Source organism: Streptomyces sp. NPDC094034 (assembly GCF_040303865.1).
GTDB lineage: Bacteria > Actinomycetota > Actinomycetes > Streptomycetales > Streptomycetaceae > Streptomyces.
Genome location: NZ_JBEOUD010000035.1, coordinates 22,581 through 43,557, shown reverse-complemented (window position 1 = coordinate 43,557; position 20,977 = coordinate 22,581). Strand labels below are relative to the sequence as shown.

Here is a 20,977-nt window from a genome sequence, read left to right as displayed (position 1 = left end):
GGCCCCGGAGGTGCGCGGACCGGCCCCGGTCGTCGATCGGGACGGGCCCTGGGCCTGATCGATTGATGCGTCTTGCCCAATGTCGACCGCTCGGGTGTGAAACTTGATCGACTCTGCTGGTTAACGGCGATGGTCTTGCCCCAGTGTGAGACGGGGCTTACGTTCTCCTCCTACGCACCGTGTCTACGTGCGTAGAGCTCATCGACGCCCTCGCCGAAGGAGCAGCTCGTGGCCAGAGTCGTACGCGCCGCACTCGTCCAGGCGACCTGGACGGGCGACACCGAATCCATGATCGCCAAGCATGAGGAGCACGCCCGCGAGGCGGCCCTGCTGGGCGCGCGGGTCATCGGGTTCCAGGAAGTCTTCAACGCGCCCTACTTCTGCCAGGTGCAGGAGCCCGAGCACTACCGGTGGGCCGAGCCCGTCCCCGACGGCCCGACCGTCACGAGGATGCGGGAGCTCGCCCGCGAGACCGGCATGGTGATCGTTGTCCCGGTCTTCGAAGTCGAGCAGTCCGGGTTCTACTACAACACCGCGGCGGTCATCGACGCCGATGGCTCGTACCTCGGCAAGTACCGCAAGCACCACATCCCGCAGGTCAAGGGGTTCTGGGAGAAGTACTACTTCAAGCCGGGCAACGCGGGATGGCCCGTCTTCGACACGGCCGTCGGCAAGGTCGGTGTCTATATCTGCTACGACCGCCACTTCCCGGAGGGCTGGCGCCAGCTCGGGCTGAACGGCGCGCAACTGGTCTACAACCCCTCCGCCACCTCCCGCGGTCTCTCCAGCTATCTCTGGCAGCTGGAGCAGCCGGCCGCCGCCGTCGCCAACGAGTACTTCGTCGCCGCGATCAACCGCGTCGGACAGGAGGAGTACGGCGACAACGACTTCTACGGGACGAGCTACTTCGTTGACCCGCGCGGTCAGTTCGTCGGCGACCCCGCCAGCGACAAGGCGGAGGAACTGGTCGTACGGGACCTGGACTTCGGCCTGATCGACGAGGTGCGACAGCAGTGGGCGTTCTACCGGGACCGCCGACCCGACGCGTACGAGGGGCTGGTGCGGCCGTGACACGTCCGCTCGCGAACGATCTGTACGACCGCCACCGCGCCGTACTCCCCGACTGGCTCGCGCTCTACTACGACGAGCCCATCGAGATCACCCACGGCGAGGGCCGCCATGTCTGGGACGCGGCGGGCAACCGCTATCTCGACTTCTTCGGCGGCATCCTCACCACCATGACCGCCCACGCGCTCCCCGAGGTCACCAAGGCGGTGAGCGAGCAGGCCGGGCGGATCATCCACTCCTCCACGCTCTATCTCAACCGTCCGATGGTCGAACTCGCCGAGCGGATCGCCGCCCTGTCCGGGATCCCGGACGCCCGGGTCTTCTTCACCACCTCGGGCACCGAGGCCAATGACACGGCGCTGCTGCTGGCGACCGCGCACCGCGGGTCCCACCAGATCCTGGCCATGCGCAACAGCTACCACGGCCGGTCCTTCTCCACCGTCTCCGTCACCGGCAACCGCGGCTGGTCGCCCACCGGCCTCTCGCCGCTCCAGACGCTGTACGTGCACGGCGGCGTCCGCAACCGGGGCCCGTACGCCGGGCTCACCGACGAGCGGTTCATCGAGGCGTGCGTCGCCGATCTGGAAGATCTGCTCGGCCACACCCGCACCCCCGCCGCGCTGATCGCCGAACCGGTGCAGGGCGTCGGCGGGTTCACCGCCCCGCCGAACGGGCTGTACGCCGCCTTCCGTGAAGTCCTCGACAGGCACGGCATCCTGTGGATCAGCGACGAGGTGCAGACCGGCTGGGGCCGTACCGGCGAGCACTTCTGGGGCTGGCAGGCGCACGGGGAGAACGGCCCGCCGGACCTGCTCACCTTCGCCAAGGGCATCGGCAACGGCATGTCCATCGGCGGAGTCGTCGCCCGCGCCGACATCATGAACTGCCTTGACGCCAACTCGATCTCGACCTTCGGCGGCAGTCCGATCACGATGGCGGCCGGTCTCGCCAATCTCTCGTATCTGCTGGAGCACGACCTCCAGGGCAACGCGCGCCGCGTCGGCGGACTGCTCATCGAGCGGCTGCGGGCCATCGGCGCCGGGGTCGACTCCGTACGCGAGGTACGCGGGCGCGGACTGATGATCGGCATCGAGCTGATCAAGCCGAGCACCGGCCAGGCGGCCCCCGAGACGGCGTCGGCCGTGCTCGAAGCGGCCCGCGAGGGCGGTCTGTTGATCGGCAAGGGCGGTGGCCACAACACCAGCGTGCTACGGATCGCCCCGCCGCTCTCGCTGACCGTCGCCGAGGCGGAAGAGGGCGCCGCGATCCTCGAACAGGCCCTGCGCGGGGCGTAGTCGGGCTCTCCAGGACCCGTAGCCGGGCTCTCCAGGCCCCGGTAGCCGCGGTCTTCAACAGCGCCGTGGCCGGCTCTGCCGGACCGCGGCGAGCCGACCGTACGAAAGGGAGCGCCACCAGCATGAGCAGTACCCGCACCCTGATTCGCGGCGGACTCGTCATCACCGCCGCCGACGAGATCCACGCCGACGTACTGATCGAGGAAGGACGGATCGTCGCCCTCGCCGCGCACGGGTCCGACGTGGCCGAGGGCTGGACCGCCGGCCGGACGATCGACGCCACCGGCAAGTACGTGATCCCGGGCGGGGTCGACGCCCATACCCACATGGAGATGCCGTTCGGCGGCACCTTCGCCGCCGACACCTTCGAGACCGGTACCCGCGCGGCGGCCTGGGGCGGCACCACCACCATCGTGGACTTCGCCATCCAGTCCCCGGGGCACGCGCTGCGCGCCGGACTCGACGCCTGGTACGCCAAGGCCGACGGCAACTGCGCCATCGACTACGCGTTCCACATGATCATGGCCGATGTCAATGAGAGCTCCCTGAAGGAGATGGACCTCCTCGTCCAGGAGGGCATCACCTCCTTCAAGCTCTTCATGGCCTATCCCGGCGTCTTCTACAGCGACGACGGGCAGATCCTGCGCGCCATGCAGCGCGCCGCGCACAACGGCGGGCTCATCATGATGCACGCCGAGAACGGCATCGCGATCGATGTCCTCGTCGAACAGGCCCTGGCCGCGGGACACACCGACCCGCGCTATCACGGCGAGGTACGCAAGGTCCTGCTGGAGGCCGAGGCCACCCATCGGGCGATCCAGCTCGCACGGGTCGCCGAGGCGCCGCTGTATGTCGTGCATGTCTCCGCCGAGGAGGCCGTCGCCGAACTCGCGGCCGCCCGCGACAAGGGGCTGCCCGTCTTCGGCGAGACCTGTCCGCAGTACCTCTTCCTCTCCACCGACAATCTCGCCGAGCCGGACTTCGAGGGCTCCAAATACGTCTGCTCCACCCCGCTTCGACCCAAGGAGCACCAGGCCGCGCTCTGGCGCGGACTGCGGACCAACGATCTCCAGGTGGTCTCCACCGACCACTGCCCGTTCTGCTTCGTGGGTCAGAAGGAGATGGGCCGCGGCGACTTCTCGAAGATCCCCAACGGGCTGCCGGGCGTGGAGAACCGGATGGATCTGCTCCATCAGGCCGTCGTCGAGGGGAAGTTGACCCGCCGCCGCTGGATCGAGATCGCCTGCGCCACCCCGGCCAGGATGTTCGGTCTCCATCCACGCAAGGGCACCATCGCGCCGGGCGCCGACGCCGATGTCGTCATCTACGACCCGCACGCCGAACAGACCGTCTCCGCCGAGACCCACCACATGGACGTGGACTACTCCGCGTACGAGGGCAAGCGGATCACCGGGCGGGTGGAGACCGTCCTCTCACGCGGTGAACTCGTCATCGACAACCGGCGGTTCACCGGGCGGGCGGGACACGGGCAGTACACCCCCCGCTCCCTCTGCCAGTACCTCACCTGAGACCTAGGAAGGACCAGGCCATGGACTTCGGACTCGTCCTCCAGACCGACCCGCCCGCGTCGGCGGTCGTCGGCCTCATGCGGCGCGCGGAACGCAACGGCTTCACCCACGGCTGGACCTTCGACTCGGCCGTGCTCTGGCAGGAGCCCTTCGTCATCTACAGCCGCATCCTGGAGCACACCAGCACACTGACCGTCGGCCCGATGGTGACCAACCCGGGCACCAGGACCTGGGAGGTGACCGCCTCCACCTTCGCCACGCTCAACGAGATGTACGGCAACCGCACCGTGTGCGGCATCGGGCGCGGCGACTCCGCGATGCGCGTCGCGGGCCGTAAGCCCCACACACTGGCCCGGCTCGGCGAGGCCATCGACGTCATCCGCGATCTGGGGGAGGGGCGCGAGGCCATGGTCGACGGCCGGCCGCTGCGCCTGCCCTGGGTACGCGACGGGAAACTGCCGGTGTGGATGGCGGCGTACGGGCCCAAGGCGCTGGCCATGGCGGGGGAGAAGGCCGACGGTTTCATCCTCCAGCTCGCCGACCCGTTTCTCACGCAGTGGATGGTCGAGGCGGTCCGCACGGCGGCGTCCGACGCCGGACGCGACCCGGACTCCCTCACCATCTGTGTCGCCGCGCCCGCCTATGTCGGCGACGACATCGCGCACGCGCGCGAGCAGTGCCGGTGGTTCGGCGGGATGGTCGGCAATCATGTGGCCGATCTGGTGAGCCGGTACGGAGAGCACTCCGGGCTGGTGCCCGACGCGCTGACCGACTACATCAAGCGGCGTGCGGGGTACGACTACAGCCACCACGGCCGGGCCGGGAACCCGTCCACGGACTTCGTGCCCGACGAGATCGTCGACCGGTTCTGTCTGCTGGGGCCGGCCGAGGCGCATATCGAGAAGCTGAGGGCGCTGCGCGACCTGGGAGTCGACCAGTTCGCCGTCTATGCCATGCATGACGCGAAGGAAGCGACGATCGACGCGTACGGAGACGGGATCATCCCGGCGCTCCAAAACTGACCCGCACGACGGCGCTCTTGCGCTCTCGTGTTCCGGTCCGCCGCTGCGCGCACGATCGCGCCCTCCTGTTCCGGTCGGCCACTGCGCGCACGATCGCGCTCTCCTGTTCCGGTCGGCCACTGCCCGCACGATCGCGCCCGAGTGTTCCACCACCGCGCGCGCACGATCGCGCCCGAGTGTTCCACCACCGCCCGCACGGCCTCGTTCGACGTCCCCGACATCCGCCCTCGAACGAAGGGTCCCCGCCATGACCGCGACCGTACCGCCCGCCTCCCCCGGAGATCCGATAGCCGCCGCCGCGCGGACCGACCCCGAGGGCCGGGTCGAACTCCCGCCCGGTGCGATCCCCGACGACAGCCGCTTCGCCAACGCGGATCTGTTGCCCGTACCGGTGGCCCGCCGCCGCTGGACCACATACAACTTCGCGGCCCTCTGGGTCGGGATGGCGCACAACATCCCGTCCTGGCTGCTCGCCTCCGGGCTGGTCACCCTCGGCATGGACTGGAAGCAGGCGGTCTTCACGATCGCGCTGGCCAATGTGATCGTGCTGTTCCCGATGCTGCTGACCGGGCACGCGGGGCCGAAGTACGGCATCCCCTTCCCGGTCCTCGCCCGCGCCTCCTTCGGGCTGCGCGGCGCGAATCTGCCCGCGCTGATCAGGGCGGCGGTCGCCTGCGCGTGGTTCGGGATCCAGACCTGGATCGGCGGCCAGGGCATCTTCGTCCTGCTCGACAAAGTCTTCGGCGGCTGGGCGGAGGCGTCGAGGATCGGCGGCCAACCCTGGACCCTCTGGCTCTGCTTCGTCCTCTTCTGGGCGCTCGAACTCGCCATCATCTACCGGGGGATGGACACCCTGCGGCGCTTCGAGAACTGGGCGGCGCCCTTCGTGATCGTCGGCGCGCTGGTGCTGCTGGTCTGGATCACCGTCAAGGCGGGCGGCTTCGGACCGCTGCTCGACCAGCCGTCCGAACTGGGCTGGGGAGCCGACTTCTGGCCGGTCTTCTTCCCGTCCCTGATGGGGATGATCGCCTTCTGGTCCACGCTGTCCCTGAACATCCCCGACTTCACCCGCTTCGGCGCGGGCCAACGCGCCCAGATCTGGGGCCAGTCGCTGGGCCTGCCCACGACCATGACCCTCTTCGCGGTGCTCTCGGTCTTCGTCACCTCGGGCTCGCAGGCGGTGTACGGGGCGGCCGTCTGGGATCCGGTCGAACTGGCCGCGAAGACCGACAACGTCTTCGGCCTGCTCTTCGCGCTGGTGACCGTGCTGATCGCGACGATCTCCGTGAACATCGCCGCCAATGTCGTCTCGCCCGCCTACGACCTCGCCAATCTCGCGCCGAGGCTCATCAACTTCCGTACGGGCGCGCTGATCACGGGTGTGGTCGGGGTCGTCATCATGCCGTGGAAGCTCACCGCCACCCCCGAGTTGTACATCTTCACCTGGCTCGGTCTGGTGGGCGGTCTGCTCGGTACGGTGGCGGGCATCCTGATCGCCGACTACTGGATCGTCCGGCGCACCGTCCTCGACCTGGCCGATCTGTACCGCCCCGGCGGCCGCTACTGGTACGCCAACGGCTGGAATCCGCGGGCGGTCGTCGCCTTCGTCGTCGGTGGCGTACTGGCCGTGGGCGGCTCCCACTCGGCGCCGGAGAAGGGCCCGTTCCCGGAGGACGGACTGATCCCCTTCCTCAAGCCCCTCGCGGACTACGGCTGGGCGGTCGGCCTGGCGGCTTCGCTGGTGCTGTATGTGGCACTGACGCTGCCGGGGTCGGCCAGGCGCCGGGCGGGCCGGGAGGACGGGCTGACGGGGGCCTGACGAGGGACCGACGGGGCCTGCGGGCGGGGATGTCGGGGGACTGACGGGACCGAAGGGGCCTACGGGCCGGGATGTCGGGGGACTGACGGGGCACAGGGCATGGGGTGACCGGGCCTACGAGGCAGGGGCTGACCTGGGCTACGGCGGGCTGACCGGGCCTACGGCACGCGGGCCGTCCACTCCGGGGTGGCGAACTTCGTCGCGACCAGATCCCTGGCCCGTGCCATCTCCTCGTCGGTGACCTTGCCCGTGGTCAGTCCGTACCGGCCGCGGAAGGAGTCGATCATCCGCTCGATGACGGTCTCGCGCGGCAGCCCGGTCTGGCGGCGCAGCGGATCGACACGCTTCTTCGCACTCCGGGTGCCCTTGTCGGAGAGCTTCTCGCGGCCGATGCGGAGCACATCGAGCATTTTGTCGGCGTCGATGTCGTACGCCATGGTGACGTGGTGCAGCACCGCGCCCGTACCGCTCACGATCCGCTTCTGGGCCGCGCCCGCGATCTTGCCGGCGTCGGTGGCGATGTCGTTGAGGGGCTGGTACCAGGCGGTGATGCCCATGTCGCCGAGCGCGCCCAGCACCCAGTCGTCCAGATAGGCGTAGCTGTCGGCGAAGGTGAGGCCCTTGACGAGGGAGTCGGGGACGGAGAGGGAGTACGTGATGGTGTTGCCCGGCTCGATGAACATGGCGCCACCGCCGGAGATCCGGCGGACCACGGTGATGCCATGGCGTTCCGCGCCCTCGGGGTCCACCTCGTTGCGCAGCGACTGGAAGCTGCCGATCACCACGGCGGGCGCGGCCCACTCCCAGACCCGCAGGGTGGGCGGGCGCTGTCCGGCGGCGACCTCGGTGGTGATGACCTCGTCGAGCGCCATATGGAGGGCGGGTGACTCCGGGGCCGAATGGATCAGCTGCCAGTCGTAGTCCGTCCAGTCGGTGGCGCGTGCCAGCGCGCGGCGTACGGCGATGGCGACGCCCTCGGCGCTGAGCCCGTACATCACGGTGCCGGGCGGCAGCGCCGCCTCGATACGGGCTGCGAGCGCGGCGGCGTCGGTGTCGGCGGGGGCGCCCTCCAACGCCCGGTCGATCGACTCGATCGCGTCGTCGGGCTCCAGGAAGAAGTCCCCGGCGACCCGCACATGGCGCAGCCGCCCGTCCTCCGTGTCGAGATCGACCACGACGAGCTTGCCGCCGGGGACCTTGTACTCACCGTGCACCGTCATGCCTCCAGATCCGGCAGGCCCACCCATGAACCGATGCCTGCTCCGCTCACCGAAACGCTCACGCCGAGGCGGTTCATTCCGCCGCGGACCGGGCGTACGCGTGCGCAGTCGGCGGTGAGGGAGGGTGAGGGAGCCCGTCCCGGATCAGTCGCGGGCCAGTCGAGCGGGCTCGGCCACTCGTTGGCGGGCAGCAGCTACCGCAGTCCCGCCGAGACCCGCCTGCCGAGGACCACCTCGGCGTCACCAGGGGCGGGCGTCCTGTAAGACCACGTCTCATACTCCAGTGTGACTTCGTAGTTCTACGTCACGTCGCGTGTGTGGTGGCCGGTGGCCTGTCCGATCGCACGGAGGACATCGGCGAGCCAGACCAGATGGTGGCCGACGGCCCGGCTCGGGTCGCACCGCCAGCGGCAGGCACGTGAGCAGGAACAGGCGGGCCGGGCTTGGCAGGGCGCGGCTACGTCTTCACACGGGTCGACGGACACCCGGTAGAACCCGCCACGCTCACCAGGCATTTCAACGCCCTACTCCGCGACGCGCTACGCACCTCAACTTCATTCACCGCAGGCGGGCCGCCTTGGGCTTGCTGAGAGACCGCAAAGGTGCGCAACTCTCGGACGACGTCCTCAATCGTCGGCGGCAAATCCAAACTCAACCGCGCCTGCTCGGCCAGCCGCATAGCAGCGTCAGAGTAGCCTTCCTCGTGGCGAGAGAAAGCAACGGCCTCCTGCACCCCTGAGCTTGTGACGAGACGCTGGCCAAGAGTCAGGGAGACGACTGGAAACTCTCGGGTGAGAGCATGAATGTGCACCGTCGGGAAGTGCGCATCGCCCGAGGTGGATCGGTCGAGCGTGACCCCTTGAAGCACAGGGCCAATACGCCTCAGCCAGTCTCAAAGGCCGCCAGGCATCGAAACCCGGGTACAGAGTCACCCAATCCTTAGTAACCCGCTTTACGGTCGCTATATCCACCTTGCTCACGGGTTCACGGTGCGGACGTTCGGGGCATCCGGCAGTACCCGTGAGTCCGTCCGCCGGCGGCGCGAGAAACCTGCACGCCGGCCTTGCCGTCAACTACTGCCGTCAAGCCAACGATCCGGCTCATCAACGATGATCGCGCGCTGCTCGTCGCTCCATCCTTCAGGCGATGCAAGGGGTGGATATTCTTGGGCTACCTCGATCCGTGAACCCATGGTCTCGTCCGCCGCAACTAATTCCACTCTGAAGTTGCGCTCGGGATATTCAGTCGCGAGTCGCGCTCGCCATGTTTCGATCAGAATGGAACCAAGCTCTAGATTAGCCTGATCGATAAGTTCGCATGCCCCTCTAGCTTGCCGGAAGATATATTGCACCTCGAAGACATTGAAGCTGTTGACCACGCTCGTCCATGACATCGGCGCCCAGTCTCTACCTACGGAAGAATTATGGAGGCGTTGGAAAATATAAGCTTCGTCATCTCCCCAGAGTGCGACAAATACTGCGCCATTGAACTCTACAAGTTTCGGCCAGAACAAGCGCGAGTACACGAGGGCCTGCACTGCGTCCCCGACTTCGCTGACGTACGAAACTGGGTCGAGCGAGTCAACCTCTGGAAATGAACAATGCAGAATGCTTCCCAGCGAAACATTGTCATTCATAACCGCCTCCTCGATTATTCGAGATATCCTGGAGGAATGTTCTCCGGAACTTCGATGCCCGGAAATGCCTTTCCTCCACCCTTCGGATAGTGCAGTGGGGGATCCATTCCGGAATGAGTCCCCCCAGTTCCACGGAATCGAGGCCCCTGTTGCCATCCGCTGGGAGCCCTATCGTTCACCTTATAGGTCTGATAGCGTGTCACTTTTCCGTCGGCGCCACGCTCAAAGTACGTGTGGAGGTCGTCGACCGTGAGGTTGTGGACCGTTGTGGACTGCGTGCGGTGGGTGATCGCGGTGATCTGGGCCCAGGTGCCGGAGCTCGTGCGGAGCCACTGGCCCGGTCGGAGGTCGCCGGCGTCGGTCCACTCCTTGGTGGCGGGAAGCCAGAAGGGGTGGCCGTCGGTCGCGGTGATCTTGGCGGGTTTGCCGTCGGCGGTGGTGATGGTGATGTCTGTCAGGGATTTGTCACCGGATCCCTGGATCAATGCGGTGACCTCGCGTGGGCCGGTCTCGCCGGTTTCGGGGTCTGTCGCGAGGACCTTGTCGCCGACTCGCACGTCCTTGATGGGTTTGCGCGTGCCCTCGGCCATCAGGACCGGGGTGTCGCCGGTGAAGCTGTTCGCGGTCTTGCAGCCGGTGGAGCCCCCTGAGCCCCCAGATGTGGGTTTGGTGCCGCCTGTTTTGCCGAGGATTTTCGAGGCGACGGCTTTGGCTCCCTTGGCGGCCACCTTGGCCACGCCTGCGCCGACGACCGAGGCGACGGCTCCGACGCCTGCTCCCTTGCCGACGGCGGACGCGTAGGCTGTGGTCGGCCTTGGGGTCGAGGGCGTTGCCGACCGCGCCGGCCGCCGCGCCGGCGCCGACCGCGACGGCTCCGCAGGTCACCCCGACCACGACTTCGGTGACGATGGTGACGACGGTGACGTGCTTCTTCATCCAGCCCTTGGCCTTGCACCACCAGTCACAGGGTGCGGGCTTGGTCACCGTGACCGTCTTGGTCGTTGTGTACGTGACGGTGGTCGTGGTGCCCGAGCTGCCCGATCCGGCGTTGCCGCCCCCGCCTCCGCCTCCGCCTCCTCCTCCACCGCCGCCGGTACTCGACGTGCCGCCGCCGTAGTGCTGCGACGGGTTCGCGGATCCGGTGCCGCAGATGTCCGCCGGGCAGAGACCCGTCGGGTCGCTCGTGCTGACCGGACTGTTGCCCGCGTAGGCGTAGCCGTTCATCTGGAGCGGTTGGGTGATGTCGATGACGGGGTCCGCCGAGAGGAAGCGGCCGGCGGCCTGGTCGTATTCGCGGGCCCCGATGTGGGTAAGGCCGGTGGCCGCGTCGTCGATGCCGACGCCGAGGTAGCCGCGCTTGTTCGGCCAGGTCGACGGCTTGGGGCCGCGCGCCTCTCCGTACGGTTTGAAGGCGCGTCGGGTGACGGGCTGGGTGCTGCCCAGTTCGACGGTGGTGTTGGCGGTGCCGAGTTGGTCGGCGATGAGGACGTTGAGCTTGTGGCCCGTACTGGCGCCGTTGAGGGTGGTGCGGACGACGGTGGGGGCGCCGTCGTGCGCGTATGCGCGGGAGGAGCGGGTGATCTTGCCGGTGGAGTCGGTGGTCAGCTCGGTCTCGCCCAGGTAAAGGGTGGAACCGGTGGGTGAGTTCTCCAGGATGCGGTTGCCGTCGGCGTCGTAGACGTACCGGGTTTTGACGCCGTCGTCGGTGATCGTGTCGAGCTTGTTCTCCGCGGTCCAGTCCAGCGTCTGGGTGGTGTCCGGGAGACTTCTGCCGGTGGTGTTGCCGGCCGCGTCGTTGGTGTAGGAACTGGCCTGCCCCGAGGGGGTGGAGCTGATCGTGGAGAGGGTGTGCGGCTGGGTGAGGCCCTTGCCGGTGACCTGGCGGCCGTATCCGTACGTGTATGTGACGTTCTTGGCGGCGTCGGCGGTGTTGTGTTCGGTGAGAGTGGCGCGGTTGCCGAGCCAGTCGTAGGTGAAGGACTGACGGTAGGCGGTGGCGCCGGTGGAGACCGTCGTGGCGTTGGGGGCGGCGGCGGCCAGTTCCGCGTCGGGGCTGGTGGTGTCCGTGGCCGTGTTGGCGGCGTCGGCCACCGGGCCGCTGGAGGCGGCGCCGTCGGTGCGGTAGCCCCAGGCGCTGCCGCTGGAGGAGCGGCAGCCGGTACCCGAGTTGTTGGGGGTGATGTTCGAGGTCCACGCGTGGACGAGTTCACCCAGTGCGTCATAGGTGTAGCACTGGGTGTCCCAGGTGTCCCAGGTGTCCCAGGTGTCCCAGGTGTCCCAGGTGTCGCCGGTGGCATCGGTGAGTTTGCGGGCATTGGAGGTGATGGTGCCCGCGGTGTTGTAGGAGTAGTAGCTGTCGGAGACCCGGTGTGTGCCAGCCGTCTCACGGTCGGTGACGGAGCGTTGGAGGTCTCCGGAGTGCTGGTCGACGAAGTTGGTCGTCCACACCCGTGACGGCTGTGATCCGCTGACGGTGCGCAGGGCTTCCCCGTACGGGGAGTAAGTGACGTCGGAGGTGTACCAGTTGAGACCCGAGGTCGACTCCGGCAGACCGTCGGCGTCGTAGCGGGTGACGACCTTCTCACGGGCCAGGCCGCCCTTCGCCGGGAGGGTGACCGACAGGGGCTTTCCGGTGGGTGTGTAGGTGTAGGAGTACGCGTAGGTGCCGGACAGTCCGGCGGTCATCGCATGTGCCGGGATGACCGTTTCACGGCCGGTGGGCAGGTAGTCGGTGTCGTAGCCGGTGATCCGGCTGATGTAGTCGCCCGACGCGTCATGACGGATCGAGGCGACGGGCTGACCGACCGCGCCGGGCAGGCTGTCATAGGTGTAGGTCCAGGCGTTGCCGGCCGGGTCGGTGACCTTGGTGCGGTTTCCCCGCGCGTCATAGGTGTAGTTCGTCGTCCGCGAGGCACCGGTGCCTTCAGGGGTGGTGTAGTGCCGGACCGATGTGATCCGCCCCATCGCGTCGGTGTAGCTCTCGGTCGCCGGGGCGGTCGAACCGGCGGGGTCGACATGGACGGAGGTGTCGCGGTACGTGGTGGCTGTGGCGTATTTGTAGGTGCCGCCGTAGTACACCGCCGACTCGACAGGCCGTTCCAGGCCGTCGTACCGCGTTCTGGTCTTGTTCGGTACCAGCGACTCGGATATACGGGCGAACAGCTTGGTTTCCGGATCGCCCTTGGCGAGATAGCCGCTGGTCTGCTCCTGGACCAGGCCGTGGTCGTCGTACTTGGTGTCGGTGATGATCCGGCCGGCCCCATGGGCCTCGCCCTGGGTCTGCACCTCTCGCATCAGGCCGTCGTAGAGCGTGACCTGCCGCGCGTAACTTCCGTCGTCCTTCAGGGTTTTGACGGTGACGGCGGCGGGCGTGGTCTCGTCGTCCGTCGCGACGGCCGTCCGGTAGGCGATCTCGGTGTCCGGGGACTTCCCACCGGACGAACGGGACGGGGACCATCCCTTGGTCAGGCGCCCCAGCGCGTCGTATTCGGTACGGGTGACTCTGCCGTTGGTGTCGGTGACGGTCAGGGCGAGGGCCGACATCTGGACCGTGCCCGCCAACGGCTCCGTACGTCTCTATCTCGGCACCAGAAACGTCCTCCCCGGCAACGGCACCGAAATCATCGGCTCCTACTCCTGGTGGAAAACGCGGCAGACCATCGGCTGACGCCTCGCGCGGCCTTGTGCGGCCTCGTAACGACCTCGTACGGCGGCGAAGGGCCGTCGTACGGCTTCGCGGGACTCCCCAGCGTCCCCAGCGTCTCGAATTTCGTCGGCGCAGGGGATTCCCGTCGCCACGGGGGCACGTGGCAAGCTGGCGCGACCGGCCGACGCGAGCGGATACCGAGGTGAGACATGCGGTTCAGCACCCGACCGACCCTCCAGGGAACCTTCGGCATGGTTTCCTCCACCCACTGGCTGGCCTCGCAGTCCGCGATGGCCGTCCTGGAGGACGGCGGCAACGCCTACGACGCGGCCGTCGCCGCGGGATTCGTGCTGCATGTCGTCGAACCCCATCTCAACGGCCCCGCCGGTGAGGTGCCGATCATTCTCGCGCCCGCCGGCGGCGAGGTACGGGTCCTCTGCGGCCAGGGACCCGCGCCCGCGGGCGCGACCATCGGCCACTACCGCTCGCTCGGCCTCGAACTCGTCCCCGGCACCGGGCCGCTGGCCGCCGCCGTACCGGGGGCCTTCGACGCCTGGATGCTGCTGCTGCGCGACCACGGCACCAAGTCCCTTGCCCAGGTGCTGCGTTACGCCATCGGTTACGCGGAGGACGGCCACGCCCCCGTCGAGCGGGTCGGCGAGACCGTCGAGACGGTCCGTGAACTCTTCGAGACGGAGTGGACCTCGTCCCTCGACGTCTACCTCCCGGGCGGCAAGGCACCGGCGCCCGGTGAGCTGTTCCGCAACCCCGTGCTCGCCGCGACCTGGCGCCGACTGATCGCGGAGGCCGAGGAGGCCGGTGCGGACCGGGTGGCCCAGATCGAGGCCGCCAGAGAGGTCTGGCGTACGGGCTTCATCGCCGAGGCCCTGGTGGCGCACTCCGCCCGACCCACCATGGACACCAGCGGCGCCCGCCACACCGGCACCCTCACCGCCGCCGATCTGGCCGGCTGGTCCGCGACATACGAGGCGCCCGCCACCTACGACTGGGACGGCTGGACCCTGTGCAAGGCGGGTGGCTGGAGCCAGGGCCCCGCACTCCTCCAGCGTCTCGCCCTGCTGCCCTCCCGCGCGGCCGAACTGCCACGGTACGGATCGGCGGAGTATGTGCATCTCCTCATCGAGGGCTGCAAGCTCGCCATGGCGGACCGGGAGGCCTGGTACGGCGACGCCGAGGGCGAGGGCACCCCGCTCGCCGCGCTGCTCTCGGAGCCGTACAACACCGCGCGCCGCGCCCTCATCGGTGAGCGCGCCTCGTACGAGCTGCGCCCCGGCACCCCCGGGGGACGCGCACCCGTGCTCAGCCGCCATGCCACCGCCGTCGCCGCGGGCGAGCCCGGCTTCGACCCGCTCGGGATCCCCGGCGCCGGGGAGCCGACCGTGGCCGGGGACGGCGCCACCCGGGGCGACACCTGCCACCTCGATGTCGTCGACCGCTGGGGCAACATGATCGCCGCCACCCCCAGCGGCGGCTGGCTCCAGTCCAACCCTGTCGTGCCCGAGCTGGGGTTCCCGCTCGGTACGCGGCTCCAGATGGCCTGGCTGGACCCCGGTCTGCCGAACTCCCTGACCCCGGGCCGCAGGCCCCGTACCACCCTCACCCCGTCCCTCGCGCTGCGCGACGGCGTACCGGTGCTGGCCTTCGGCACGCCGGGCGGCGACCAGCAGGACCAGTGGCAGCTGCACTTCTTCCTGGCCCTCGCCCTGCGGCCGCCCGTGCGCGGCGGACTCGACCTCCAGGGCGCCATCGACGCGCCCAACTGGCACAACGACAGCTTCCCCGGCTCCTTCTACCCGCGCGGCATGCGCCCAGGCAGCGTGACCGTGGAGTCCCGGATGGACCCGGAGGTCATCGAGGAACTGCGCCGCCGGGGCCATGAGGTGACCGTCGGCGATCCATGGTCGGAGGGGCGGCTCTGCGCGGTCGCCAGGGACCCGGAGACCGGCATCCTCTCGGCCGCGGCCAACCCCCGAGGCATGCAGGGATACGCCGTGGGCCGCTGACCGTCCGCGCCCGCGTACCCGGCTGTCCGCGCCTTCGGACCTTCCCGTCCGCCGACCGTCCGCCGGCCGTCCGCCTCCTGTCATATGACCTGGCAGGCGGCCGGTCACCCGGACGTGGTTGGCTGGGGGAATGGTCGATGACTCTGTGTACGGAACGGTTCCCCTCCCGGGGGCGGCCCGCGGACCCCGCGTGTCCGCCGTCGAGGAGGTGCTGCGCGCAGCCGCCGCCGCGGAGATCATGCCGCGCTTCCGGCAGCTGGCCGCCCACGAGATCGTCGAGAAGCACGGCCCGCACGATCTGGTGACGGTCGCGGACCGGGGCGCGGAGGAATATCTCACCACCGCCCTCACCGCACTCCTCCCGGGCTCCGTCGTGGTCGGTGAGGAAGCCGTGCACGCGGACCCGTCGGTGTACGACGCGCTGCGCGGTGACGCGCCCGTATGGATCGTCGACCCGGTCGACGGCACCCGCCCGTTCGTCCGCGGCGAGCGGGGCTTCTGCACGCTCGTCGCCCTCGCGCAGGGCGGCGAGGTGCTGGCGTCCTGGACGTACGCGGCGGCGCTGGACGAGATGGCGATCGCCGTACGCGGCCGGGGCGCCACGCTCGACGGTGTCCCGCTGCACTCAGGATCGCCCGCGCCCGGCGCGGTGCTCCGGATCGCGATGTCCCACCCCGACTACACCACGGACGAGCAGAAGCACGCCCTCCTGGGGCTGCGCACCAAGGATGTCGAAGCCCGCCCGTGCGGCTCCGCGGGGCTCGAATACCTGCGCGTGGCGCGGGGCGCGCTGGACGCGGTGGCCTTCAACTGGGAACTCGCGTGGGACCACGCGGCCGGCCTTCTGCTGGTCGAGGAGGCGGGTGGCGCCCAGATGACGCTCGCGGGCGAGCCGTTCCGTATCACCGGCGACAACGCGCTGCCCTTCACGGCGGCCAGGGACACGGTGACGGCCGAGCGGGTGCGGGAGCGGCTGCTCGCCGGAGGCTGAGCGGCATCAGTCCTATAGCACTGCCCGCACGTCCCGTACCAGTGCGTCCGCCGCCTCCAGCGCCGCCGCGTCCAGCCCCTGGAGGGCCGCCGCGACCCGGTGCGCGAAGTCCGGCGGGGTGTCCGGCAGCGTGGCGGCCATCGCGAGCGCGCCCTTCTCATTGAGGCACCAGACCCGGTGATGGGCGAGGAGGGCCTGTACGAGGATTCCGAAGGCCCGGGACAGACAGAGCGACACATACAGCGCGTCGCCCCCGGCCCCACGCGCGCCCCCGGCCCCATGCCCGGCCCCACGCCCGGCCCCGCCCCCGGCCCCCGTCCCGCCGGAGCTTTCGCTCCCCGCCGTACCCGCCGCCTTGCGGGCCGCCGCCACGGAGAAGTCCGCCTCCCAGACCGCCTCCGCGAGCGCGGTCCGCAGCGGCTCCGGATAGTCGCGCGCCGCCGCCCGCAGCGCCGTCAACTCGCCGTCCGTGTCAGCCAGTACGCGGCACAGCGCGACCTCCCCGGCGTACGCGGGTGACCAGAAGCCGAGCGGATGGCCCGGCTGCGTGCCGATCTCGAACCGGCCACGCCGGCACTCCGCCCAGACCCGTTCCACCCGGTCCAGATCCCGCAGGATCCAGTCCACCGCGACCCCGTCGACGGAGAGCCAGGCGCCGCCGTTCACCCAGGGCCCCCAGCCGCCGGGGCCCGCGACCTCCACCGGGGAGCCGGTCACCTCGGCGGCCAGCGCCGCCAGCGCGGCGATGTCGGGCTCGCCGCGGTAGTAGACGCCCAGGTCCCAGTCGGAGTCGGGGCGGTGCGTGCCCCGGGCACGGCTGCCGCCGAGGGCCACGGCGCGTACGCCTCGTACGGTCAGCAGGCGTGTCGCCATCGCTTCGATCGTCGCGTTCATCGTCGCGGACAGTACCCGGGTTCGGGCTGTCAGTGCCCGGGAATATCCTGGGGCTCCTTGCCATCGGCTGACTAAGGAGTCCGAAGGTGACCTCGATGCTCGATGCCGTCGTCGTGGGGGCGGGACCCAATGGGCTGACCGCCGCGGTCGAGCTGGCCAGGCGTGGATTCTCGGTGGCCGTGTTCGAGGCCAAGGACACCGTGGGGGGCGGCGCCAGGACGGAAGAGCTGACGCTCCCCGGATTCCGCCACGACCCCTGTTCCGCCGTCCATCCGCTGGGCGCCGGATCGCCCGTCTTCAAGACGATGCCGCTCGCGCGGTACGGCCTGGACTGGCTCCATCCCGAGCTGCCCATGGCGCACCCCTTCGACGACGGGACGGCGGCTGTGCTGTCCCGCTCCGTCGCCGAGACGGCCATGTCGTTCGGACCGCGCGACGCGGGGGCGTATCGCCGGCTCGTCGCGCCGTTCCTCGGCAAATGGGACAGCCTCGCCCAGGACTTCATGTCCCTGCCGTTGACCGCGCTGCCGCGCGATCCGATCACCCTGGCGCGGTTCGGTCTGACCGGACTGCCGCCGTCCACATGGCTGACCCGTCGGTTCCGCGACGACAAGGCGAAGGCGCTGTTCGCCGGACTCGTCGCCCATGTCATCGCCCCGCTGACCGGGATCGCGACCGGCGCCGTCGGTCTGGTCTTCGCGCTCGCCGCGCACGCGGGCGGCTGGCCGATGCCGCGCGGCGGCTCCCAGTCGATCGCGGACTCGCTCACCGCGTACCTCCGTGACCTGGGAGGCACGGTCCACACCGGATACGAGGTCAAGCGGCTGGACGAGCTGCCGCCCGCCCGCGCGTATGTCTTCGACACCTCACCCACCGCCCTGGCCAGGATCGCGGGCCTCGGCAGGGCCTACGACGGCTACCGGTACGGGGCGAGCGTCTTCAAGATCGACTACGCGCTGGACGGCCCCGTGCCCTGGACGGCCGAGGAGCCAGGACGGGCGGGCACGGTCCAGATCGGGCCCACCAGCGGGGAGATCGGCACCGCGCTGCGCCAGGCCGCGGGCGGACAGGCGCCGCCGACGCCGTTCCTGATCACCGCGCAGCCCAGCCTCGTCGACCCGTCCCGCGCGCCCGAGGGCAAGCATGTCTTCTGGGCCTACGGCCATGTCCCGAACGGCTGGCGGGGCGATCTCACGGATGCGGTCGAACGGCAGATAGAACGCTTCGCGCCCGGCTTCCGCGACCGCGTCCTGGCGCGTGCGACCGCAGGCCCGCCCCAGCTGGCCGTCCGTAACGCCAACTACGTGGGCGGGGACATCGCGTGCGGCGCCGCCTCCGGGCTCCAGCTGCTGCTGCGCCCGAAGATCTCCCTCTTCCCGTACGCCACCCCGCGTCCCGCGGTCTTCCTCTGCTCCTCCGCGACCCCGCCGGGGCCCGGGGTGCACGGGATGTCCGGGCACAACGCGGCGAAGGCGGTGTGGCGCATGCTGCGCGCCGTCTGAGCCGACGCCGGGCCACCGGACCGCCACCGCGCCGCGCCCCGCCCCGCGAGCCGTCGGACCATCCGCCCCCCCCCGCGAGCCGCCGGGCCACCGGGCCGCCACCGCGCCCCGCCCCCCCCGAGCCGCCGATGAGCAGGGCCCGTGCCGGGCCCGAGGAGGTCATGCGTGACGAAGCTGACTCTCGTCCTCGGAGACATCTCCCACCAGCGCGCCGACGCGCTGGTCAACGCCGCGAACTCCCTGCTGGTCGGCGGCTACGGTGTCGACGGCGCGCTCCACGCCCGCGCCGGGCGGGCTCTCACGAACGCGTGCCGTGAGCTGCGCGAATCGAAGTACGGCCGCGGGGTGGCCACCGGACAGTCCGTCGCCACCACGGCGGGCCGCCTCCAGGCCCGCTGGGTGATCCACACCGTAGGGCCGCACTGGGTACGGTACGACGACCGGTCCAGCCTGCTCGCCTCCTGCTACCGCACCTCGCTGGAGGTCGCGGCCGAGCTGGGGGCACGGACGATCGCGCTGCCCGCGGTGTCCACCGGCACCCACCGGTGGCCCCTGGACGACGCCGCCCGGATCGCCGTGCGTACCGTCCGCGAGACCCTGGCGGCCTGGGAAACCACCGGGGCTCCGGAGAGACGGAGCGGGGAGGGAAGGGCCGTAGGGCGGTCCTTCGAGGAAGTGCGGTTCGTGCTCTTCGAACGGCGGGCCTACCAGGCGTTCGAGACGGCGTTGGCCACCTCGGACGGCTGAGCCGTCCGAAGGTTGATGTCGGATTCCTGCCAGCCGAGAGCCCTCGCGTCACCGATGCTGGAGCCATGTACACCGATACCGAGCGCTGTGTGCGGGCCGTCCGGTCCAAGGACGCGCGGTTCGACGGCTGGTTCTTCACCGCGGTCCTGACCACGGGGATCTACTGCCGGCCCAGCTGTCCCGTCGTGCCGCCCAAGGCCGAGAACATGACCTTCTACCCCAGCGCCGCGGCCTGCCAGCAAGCCGGGTTCCGCGCCTGCAAGCGGTGCCGGCCCGACACCAGCCCCGGGTCCCCGGAGTGGAACGCCCGCGCCGACACGGTCGCCCGCGCCGTACGGCTCATCCAGGACGGTGTGGTCGACCGCGAGGGCGTCCCCGGGCTGGCCGGCCGGCTCGGCTACTCGGCGCGCCAGATCGAGCGGCAGCTCCTCGCCGAACTGGGCGCGGGGCCGCTCGCCCTGGCGCGTGCCCAGCGCGCGCAGACCGCCCGACTGCTGATCGAGACGACCGGCCTCCCCATGGCGGACGTCGCCTTCGCGGCCGGCTTCTCCTCGATCCGGGCCTTCAACGACACCGTCCGCGAGGTCTTCGCGCTCTCACCGAGCGAACTGCGCGCACGCGGTCACCGCGGCACCAGCGGTACCAGCGGCACGAAGGGTGCGCGTGGTATGAGCGGTACGGAACCGGCGACCACCCCCGGAGTGATCTCGCTGCGGCTGCCGTTCCGGGCGCCGCTCACCCCCGACAATCTCTTCGGGCATCTCGTCGCGACCGCGGTACCTGGTGTCGAGGAGTGGCGGGACGGCGCGTACCGCCGCACCCTCTCCCTGCCGTACGGACACGGCATCGTCGCCCTCGCCCCGCGCCCCGACCACATCGCGTGCCGGCTCTCGCTCACCGATCCGCGCGATCTCACGCTCGCCATCAGCGGCTGCCGCCGGATGCTCGATCTGGACGCCGACCCGGTGGCCGTGGACGAACAACTGCGCGCCGACCCTCAATTGACCCCGCTGGTCGACAAGGCGCCGGGGCGGCGCGTGCCCCGTACCGTGGACGCCGCGGAGTTCGCCGTGCGCGCCGTGCTCGGCCAGCAGGTGTCCACCGCCGCCGCCCGTACCCACGCGGCCCGGCTGGTCACGGCGCACGGCGAGCCGATCGAGGACCCCGAGGGCGGGCTCACCCATCTCTTCCCGTCGCCCGAGGCGCTGGCCGCGCTCGACCCCGAGGCACTGGCCCTGCCGCGCAGCAGACGCACCACCCTCACCACGCTGGTCGCGGCCCTCGCCGACGGCACGCTCCGGCTCGGCCCCGACAGCGACTGGGACCGGGCGCGCGAACAGCTCACCGCCCTGCCCGGGTTCGGGCCGTGGACGGTCGAGGTGATCGCCATGCGCGCGCTCGGTGACCCCGACGCGTTCCTGCCGACGGATCTCGGCATGCGCCGGGCCGCCGCGGGACTCGGCCTGCCGTCCACACCCGCCGCGCTCACCGCGCGCGCCGCCGCCTGGCGGCCCTGGCGGGCGTATGCCGTGCAGTATCTGTGGGCCACCGCGGACCACGCGATCAACCACCTCCCCGTGTAAG

General features: G+C 70.0%; 14 protein-coding genes and 1 pseudogene. 10 read left to right on the top strand and 5 right to left on the bottom strand.

The features are described from left to right. Positions 1-228: 228 nt before the first annotated feature. From ABTZ59_RS26865 to ABTZ59_RS26845, 5 genes are all read left to right on the top strand, one after another. Positions 229-1,071, top strand: a complete 843-nt coding sequence (locus ABTZ59_RS26865; protein WP_351417873.1) for a nitrilase-related carbon-nitrogen hydrolase — start codon at positions 229-231, stop codon at positions 1,069-1,071. Further along, positions 1,068-2,363 carry an aspartate aminotransferase family protein gene (locus ABTZ59_RS26860; RefSeq protein WP_351417869.1) on the top strand — a complete coding sequence of 432 codons (1,296 nt, stop codon included), beginning with the start codon at positions 1,068-1,070 and terminating at the stop codon, positions 2,361-2,363. Before ABTZ59_RS26865 ends, ABTZ59_RS26860 begins: the two co-directional genes overlap by 4 nt. A gap of 122 nt (positions 2,364-2,485) precedes the next feature. Next, positions 2,486-3,892: a dihydropyrimidinase gene (gene hydA, locus ABTZ59_RS26855; protein WP_351417864.1), complete on the top strand. Its 1,407-nt coding sequence runs from the start codon at positions 2,486-2,488 to the stop codon at positions 3,890-3,892. A 20-nt stretch (positions 3,893-3,912) separates the two neighbouring features. After that, positions 3,913-4,914, top strand: coding sequence for a TIGR03842 family LLM class F420-dependent oxidoreductase (locus ABTZ59_RS26850; protein ID WP_351417857.1), 1,002 nt, complete (start codon positions 3,913-3,915; stop codon positions 4,912-4,914). A 247-nt stretch (positions 4,915-5,161) separates the two neighbouring features. Further along, entirely contained in the window at positions 5,162-6,733 is a 1,572-nt protein-coding gene (locus ABTZ59_RS26845; protein ID WP_351417854.1) for an NCS1 family nucleobase:cation symporter-1, read from the top strand. 158 nt (positions 6,734-6,891) lie between these two features. On the opposite strand, the gene lplAB is transcribed toward ABTZ59_RS26845, so the two are convergent. The 4 genes and pseudogenes from lplAB to ABTZ59_RS37435 form a co-directional block, all read right to left on the bottom strand. Continuing rightward, complete coding sequence (gene lplAB / locus ABTZ59_RS26840; protein WP_351418165.1) at positions 6,892-7,947, bottom strand: lipoate-protein ligase LplAB; 1,056 nt, start codon at positions 7,945-7,947, stop codon at positions 6,892-6,894. A gap of 1,075 nt (positions 7,948-9,022) precedes the next feature. Beyond that, on the bottom strand, positions 9,023-9,589 hold the full coding sequence (locus tag ABTZ59_RS26835; RefSeq protein ID WP_351417849.1) for a hypothetical protein: 567 nt from the start codon (positions 9,587-9,589) through the stop codon (positions 9,023-9,025). A gap of 14 nt (positions 9,590-9,603) precedes the next feature. Continuing rightward, positions 9,604-10,179, bottom strand: a complete 576-nt coding sequence (locus tag ABTZ59_RS26830) for a polymorphic toxin-type HINT domain-containing protein (RefSeq protein WP_503003721.1) — start codon at positions 10,177-10,179, stop codon at positions 9,604-9,606. A gap of 634 nt (positions 10,180-10,813) precedes the next feature. Further along, a pseudogene (locus tag ABTZ59_RS37435) lies at positions 10,814-12,274 on the bottom strand (polymorphic toxin-type HINT domain-containing protein); the annotation flags it as partial. Positions 12,275-13,444: 1,170 nt separating this feature from the next. Between ABTZ59_RS37435 and ABTZ59_RS26820 the strand changes: the two are divergent. Continuing rightward, positions 13,445-15,259 carry a gamma-glutamyltransferase family protein gene (locus ABTZ59_RS26820; RefSeq protein WP_351417834.1) on the top strand — a complete coding sequence of 605 codons (1,815 nt, stop codon included), beginning with the start codon at positions 13,445-13,447 and terminating at the stop codon, positions 15,257-15,259. A gap of 130 nt (positions 15,260-15,389) precedes the next feature. After that, positions 15,390-16,250, top strand: coding sequence for an inositol monophosphatase family protein (locus ABTZ59_RS26815; RefSeq protein WP_351417827.1), 861 nt, complete (start codon positions 15,390-15,392; stop codon positions 16,248-16,250). A 12-nt stretch (positions 16,251-16,262) separates the two neighbouring features. Here ABTZ59_RS26815 and ABTZ59_RS26810 read toward each other — a convergent pair whose 3' ends face one another. After that, positions 16,263-17,144: a nucleotidyltransferase domain-containing protein gene (locus tag ABTZ59_RS26810; RefSeq protein ID WP_351417822.1), complete on the bottom strand. Its 882-nt coding sequence runs from the start codon at positions 17,142-17,144 to the stop codon at positions 16,263-16,265. 86 nt (positions 17,145-17,230) lie between these two features. On the opposite strand from ABTZ59_RS26810, the gene ABTZ59_RS26805 reads away from it, so the two are divergent. The 3 genes from ABTZ59_RS26805 to ABTZ59_RS26795 all read left to right on the top strand — a co-directional run bounded on the left by ABTZ59_RS26805 (position 17,231) and on the right by ABTZ59_RS26795 (position 20,976). Further along, entirely contained in the window at positions 17,231-18,646 is a 1,416-nt protein-coding gene (locus ABTZ59_RS26805; RefSeq protein WP_351417817.1) for a phytoene desaturase family protein, read from the top strand. A gap of 165 nt (positions 18,647-18,811) precedes the next feature. Then, positions 18,812-19,393 (top strand): O-acetyl-ADP-ribose deacetylase, encoded by a 582-nt coding sequence (locus ABTZ59_RS26800; protein ID WP_351417807.1) that lies wholly within the window; start codon positions 18,812-18,814, stop codon positions 19,391-19,393. Positions 19,394-19,458: 65 nt separating this feature from the next. Next, positions 19,459-20,976 carry an AlkA N-terminal domain-containing protein gene (locus tag ABTZ59_RS26795; RefSeq protein ID WP_351417799.1) on the top strand — a complete coding sequence of 506 codons (1,518 nt, stop codon included), beginning with the start codon at positions 19,459-19,461 and terminating at the stop codon, positions 20,974-20,976. Position 20,977: the final 1 nt, after the last annotated feature.

Bases quoted from the DNA above. Each gene is read 5' to 3' on its own strand.
- ABTZ59_RS26850 (WP_351417857.1), top strand. From the start codon at position 3,913: ATGGACTTCGGACTCGTCCTCCAGACCGACCCGCCCGCGTCGGCGGTC.
- ABTZ59_RS26815 (WP_351417827.1), top strand. From the start codon at position 15,390: ATGGTCGATGACTCTGTGTACGGAACGGTTCCCCTCCCGGGGGCGGCC.
- ABTZ59_RS26835 (WP_351417849.1), bottom strand. From the start codon at position 9,589: ATGAATGACAATGTTTCGCTGGGAAGCATTCTGCATTGTTCATTTCCA.
- ABTZ59_RS26795 (WP_351417799.1), top strand. From the start codon at position 19,459: ATGTACACCGATACCGAGCGCTGTGTGCGGGCCGTCCGGTCCAAGGAC.
- ABTZ59_RS26820 (WP_351417834.1), top strand. From the start codon at position 13,445: ATGCGGTTCAGCACCCGACCGACCCTCCAGGGAACCTTCGGCATGGTT.
- ABTZ59_RS26830 (WP_503003721.1), bottom strand. From the start codon at position 10,179: ATGGCCGAGGGCACGCGCAAACCCATCAAGGACGTGCGAGTCGGCGAC.
- hydA (WP_351417864.1), top strand. From the start codon at position 2,486: ATGAGCAGTACCCGCACCCTGATTCGCGGCGGACTCGTCATCACCGCC.
- ABTZ59_RS26845 (WP_351417854.1), top strand. From the start codon at position 5,162: ATGACCGCGACCGTACCGCCCGCCTCCCCCGGAGATCCGATAGCCGCC.
- ABTZ59_RS26810 (WP_351417822.1), bottom strand. From the start codon at position 17,144: ATGAACGCGACGATCGAAGCGATGGCGACACGCCTGCTGACCGTACGA.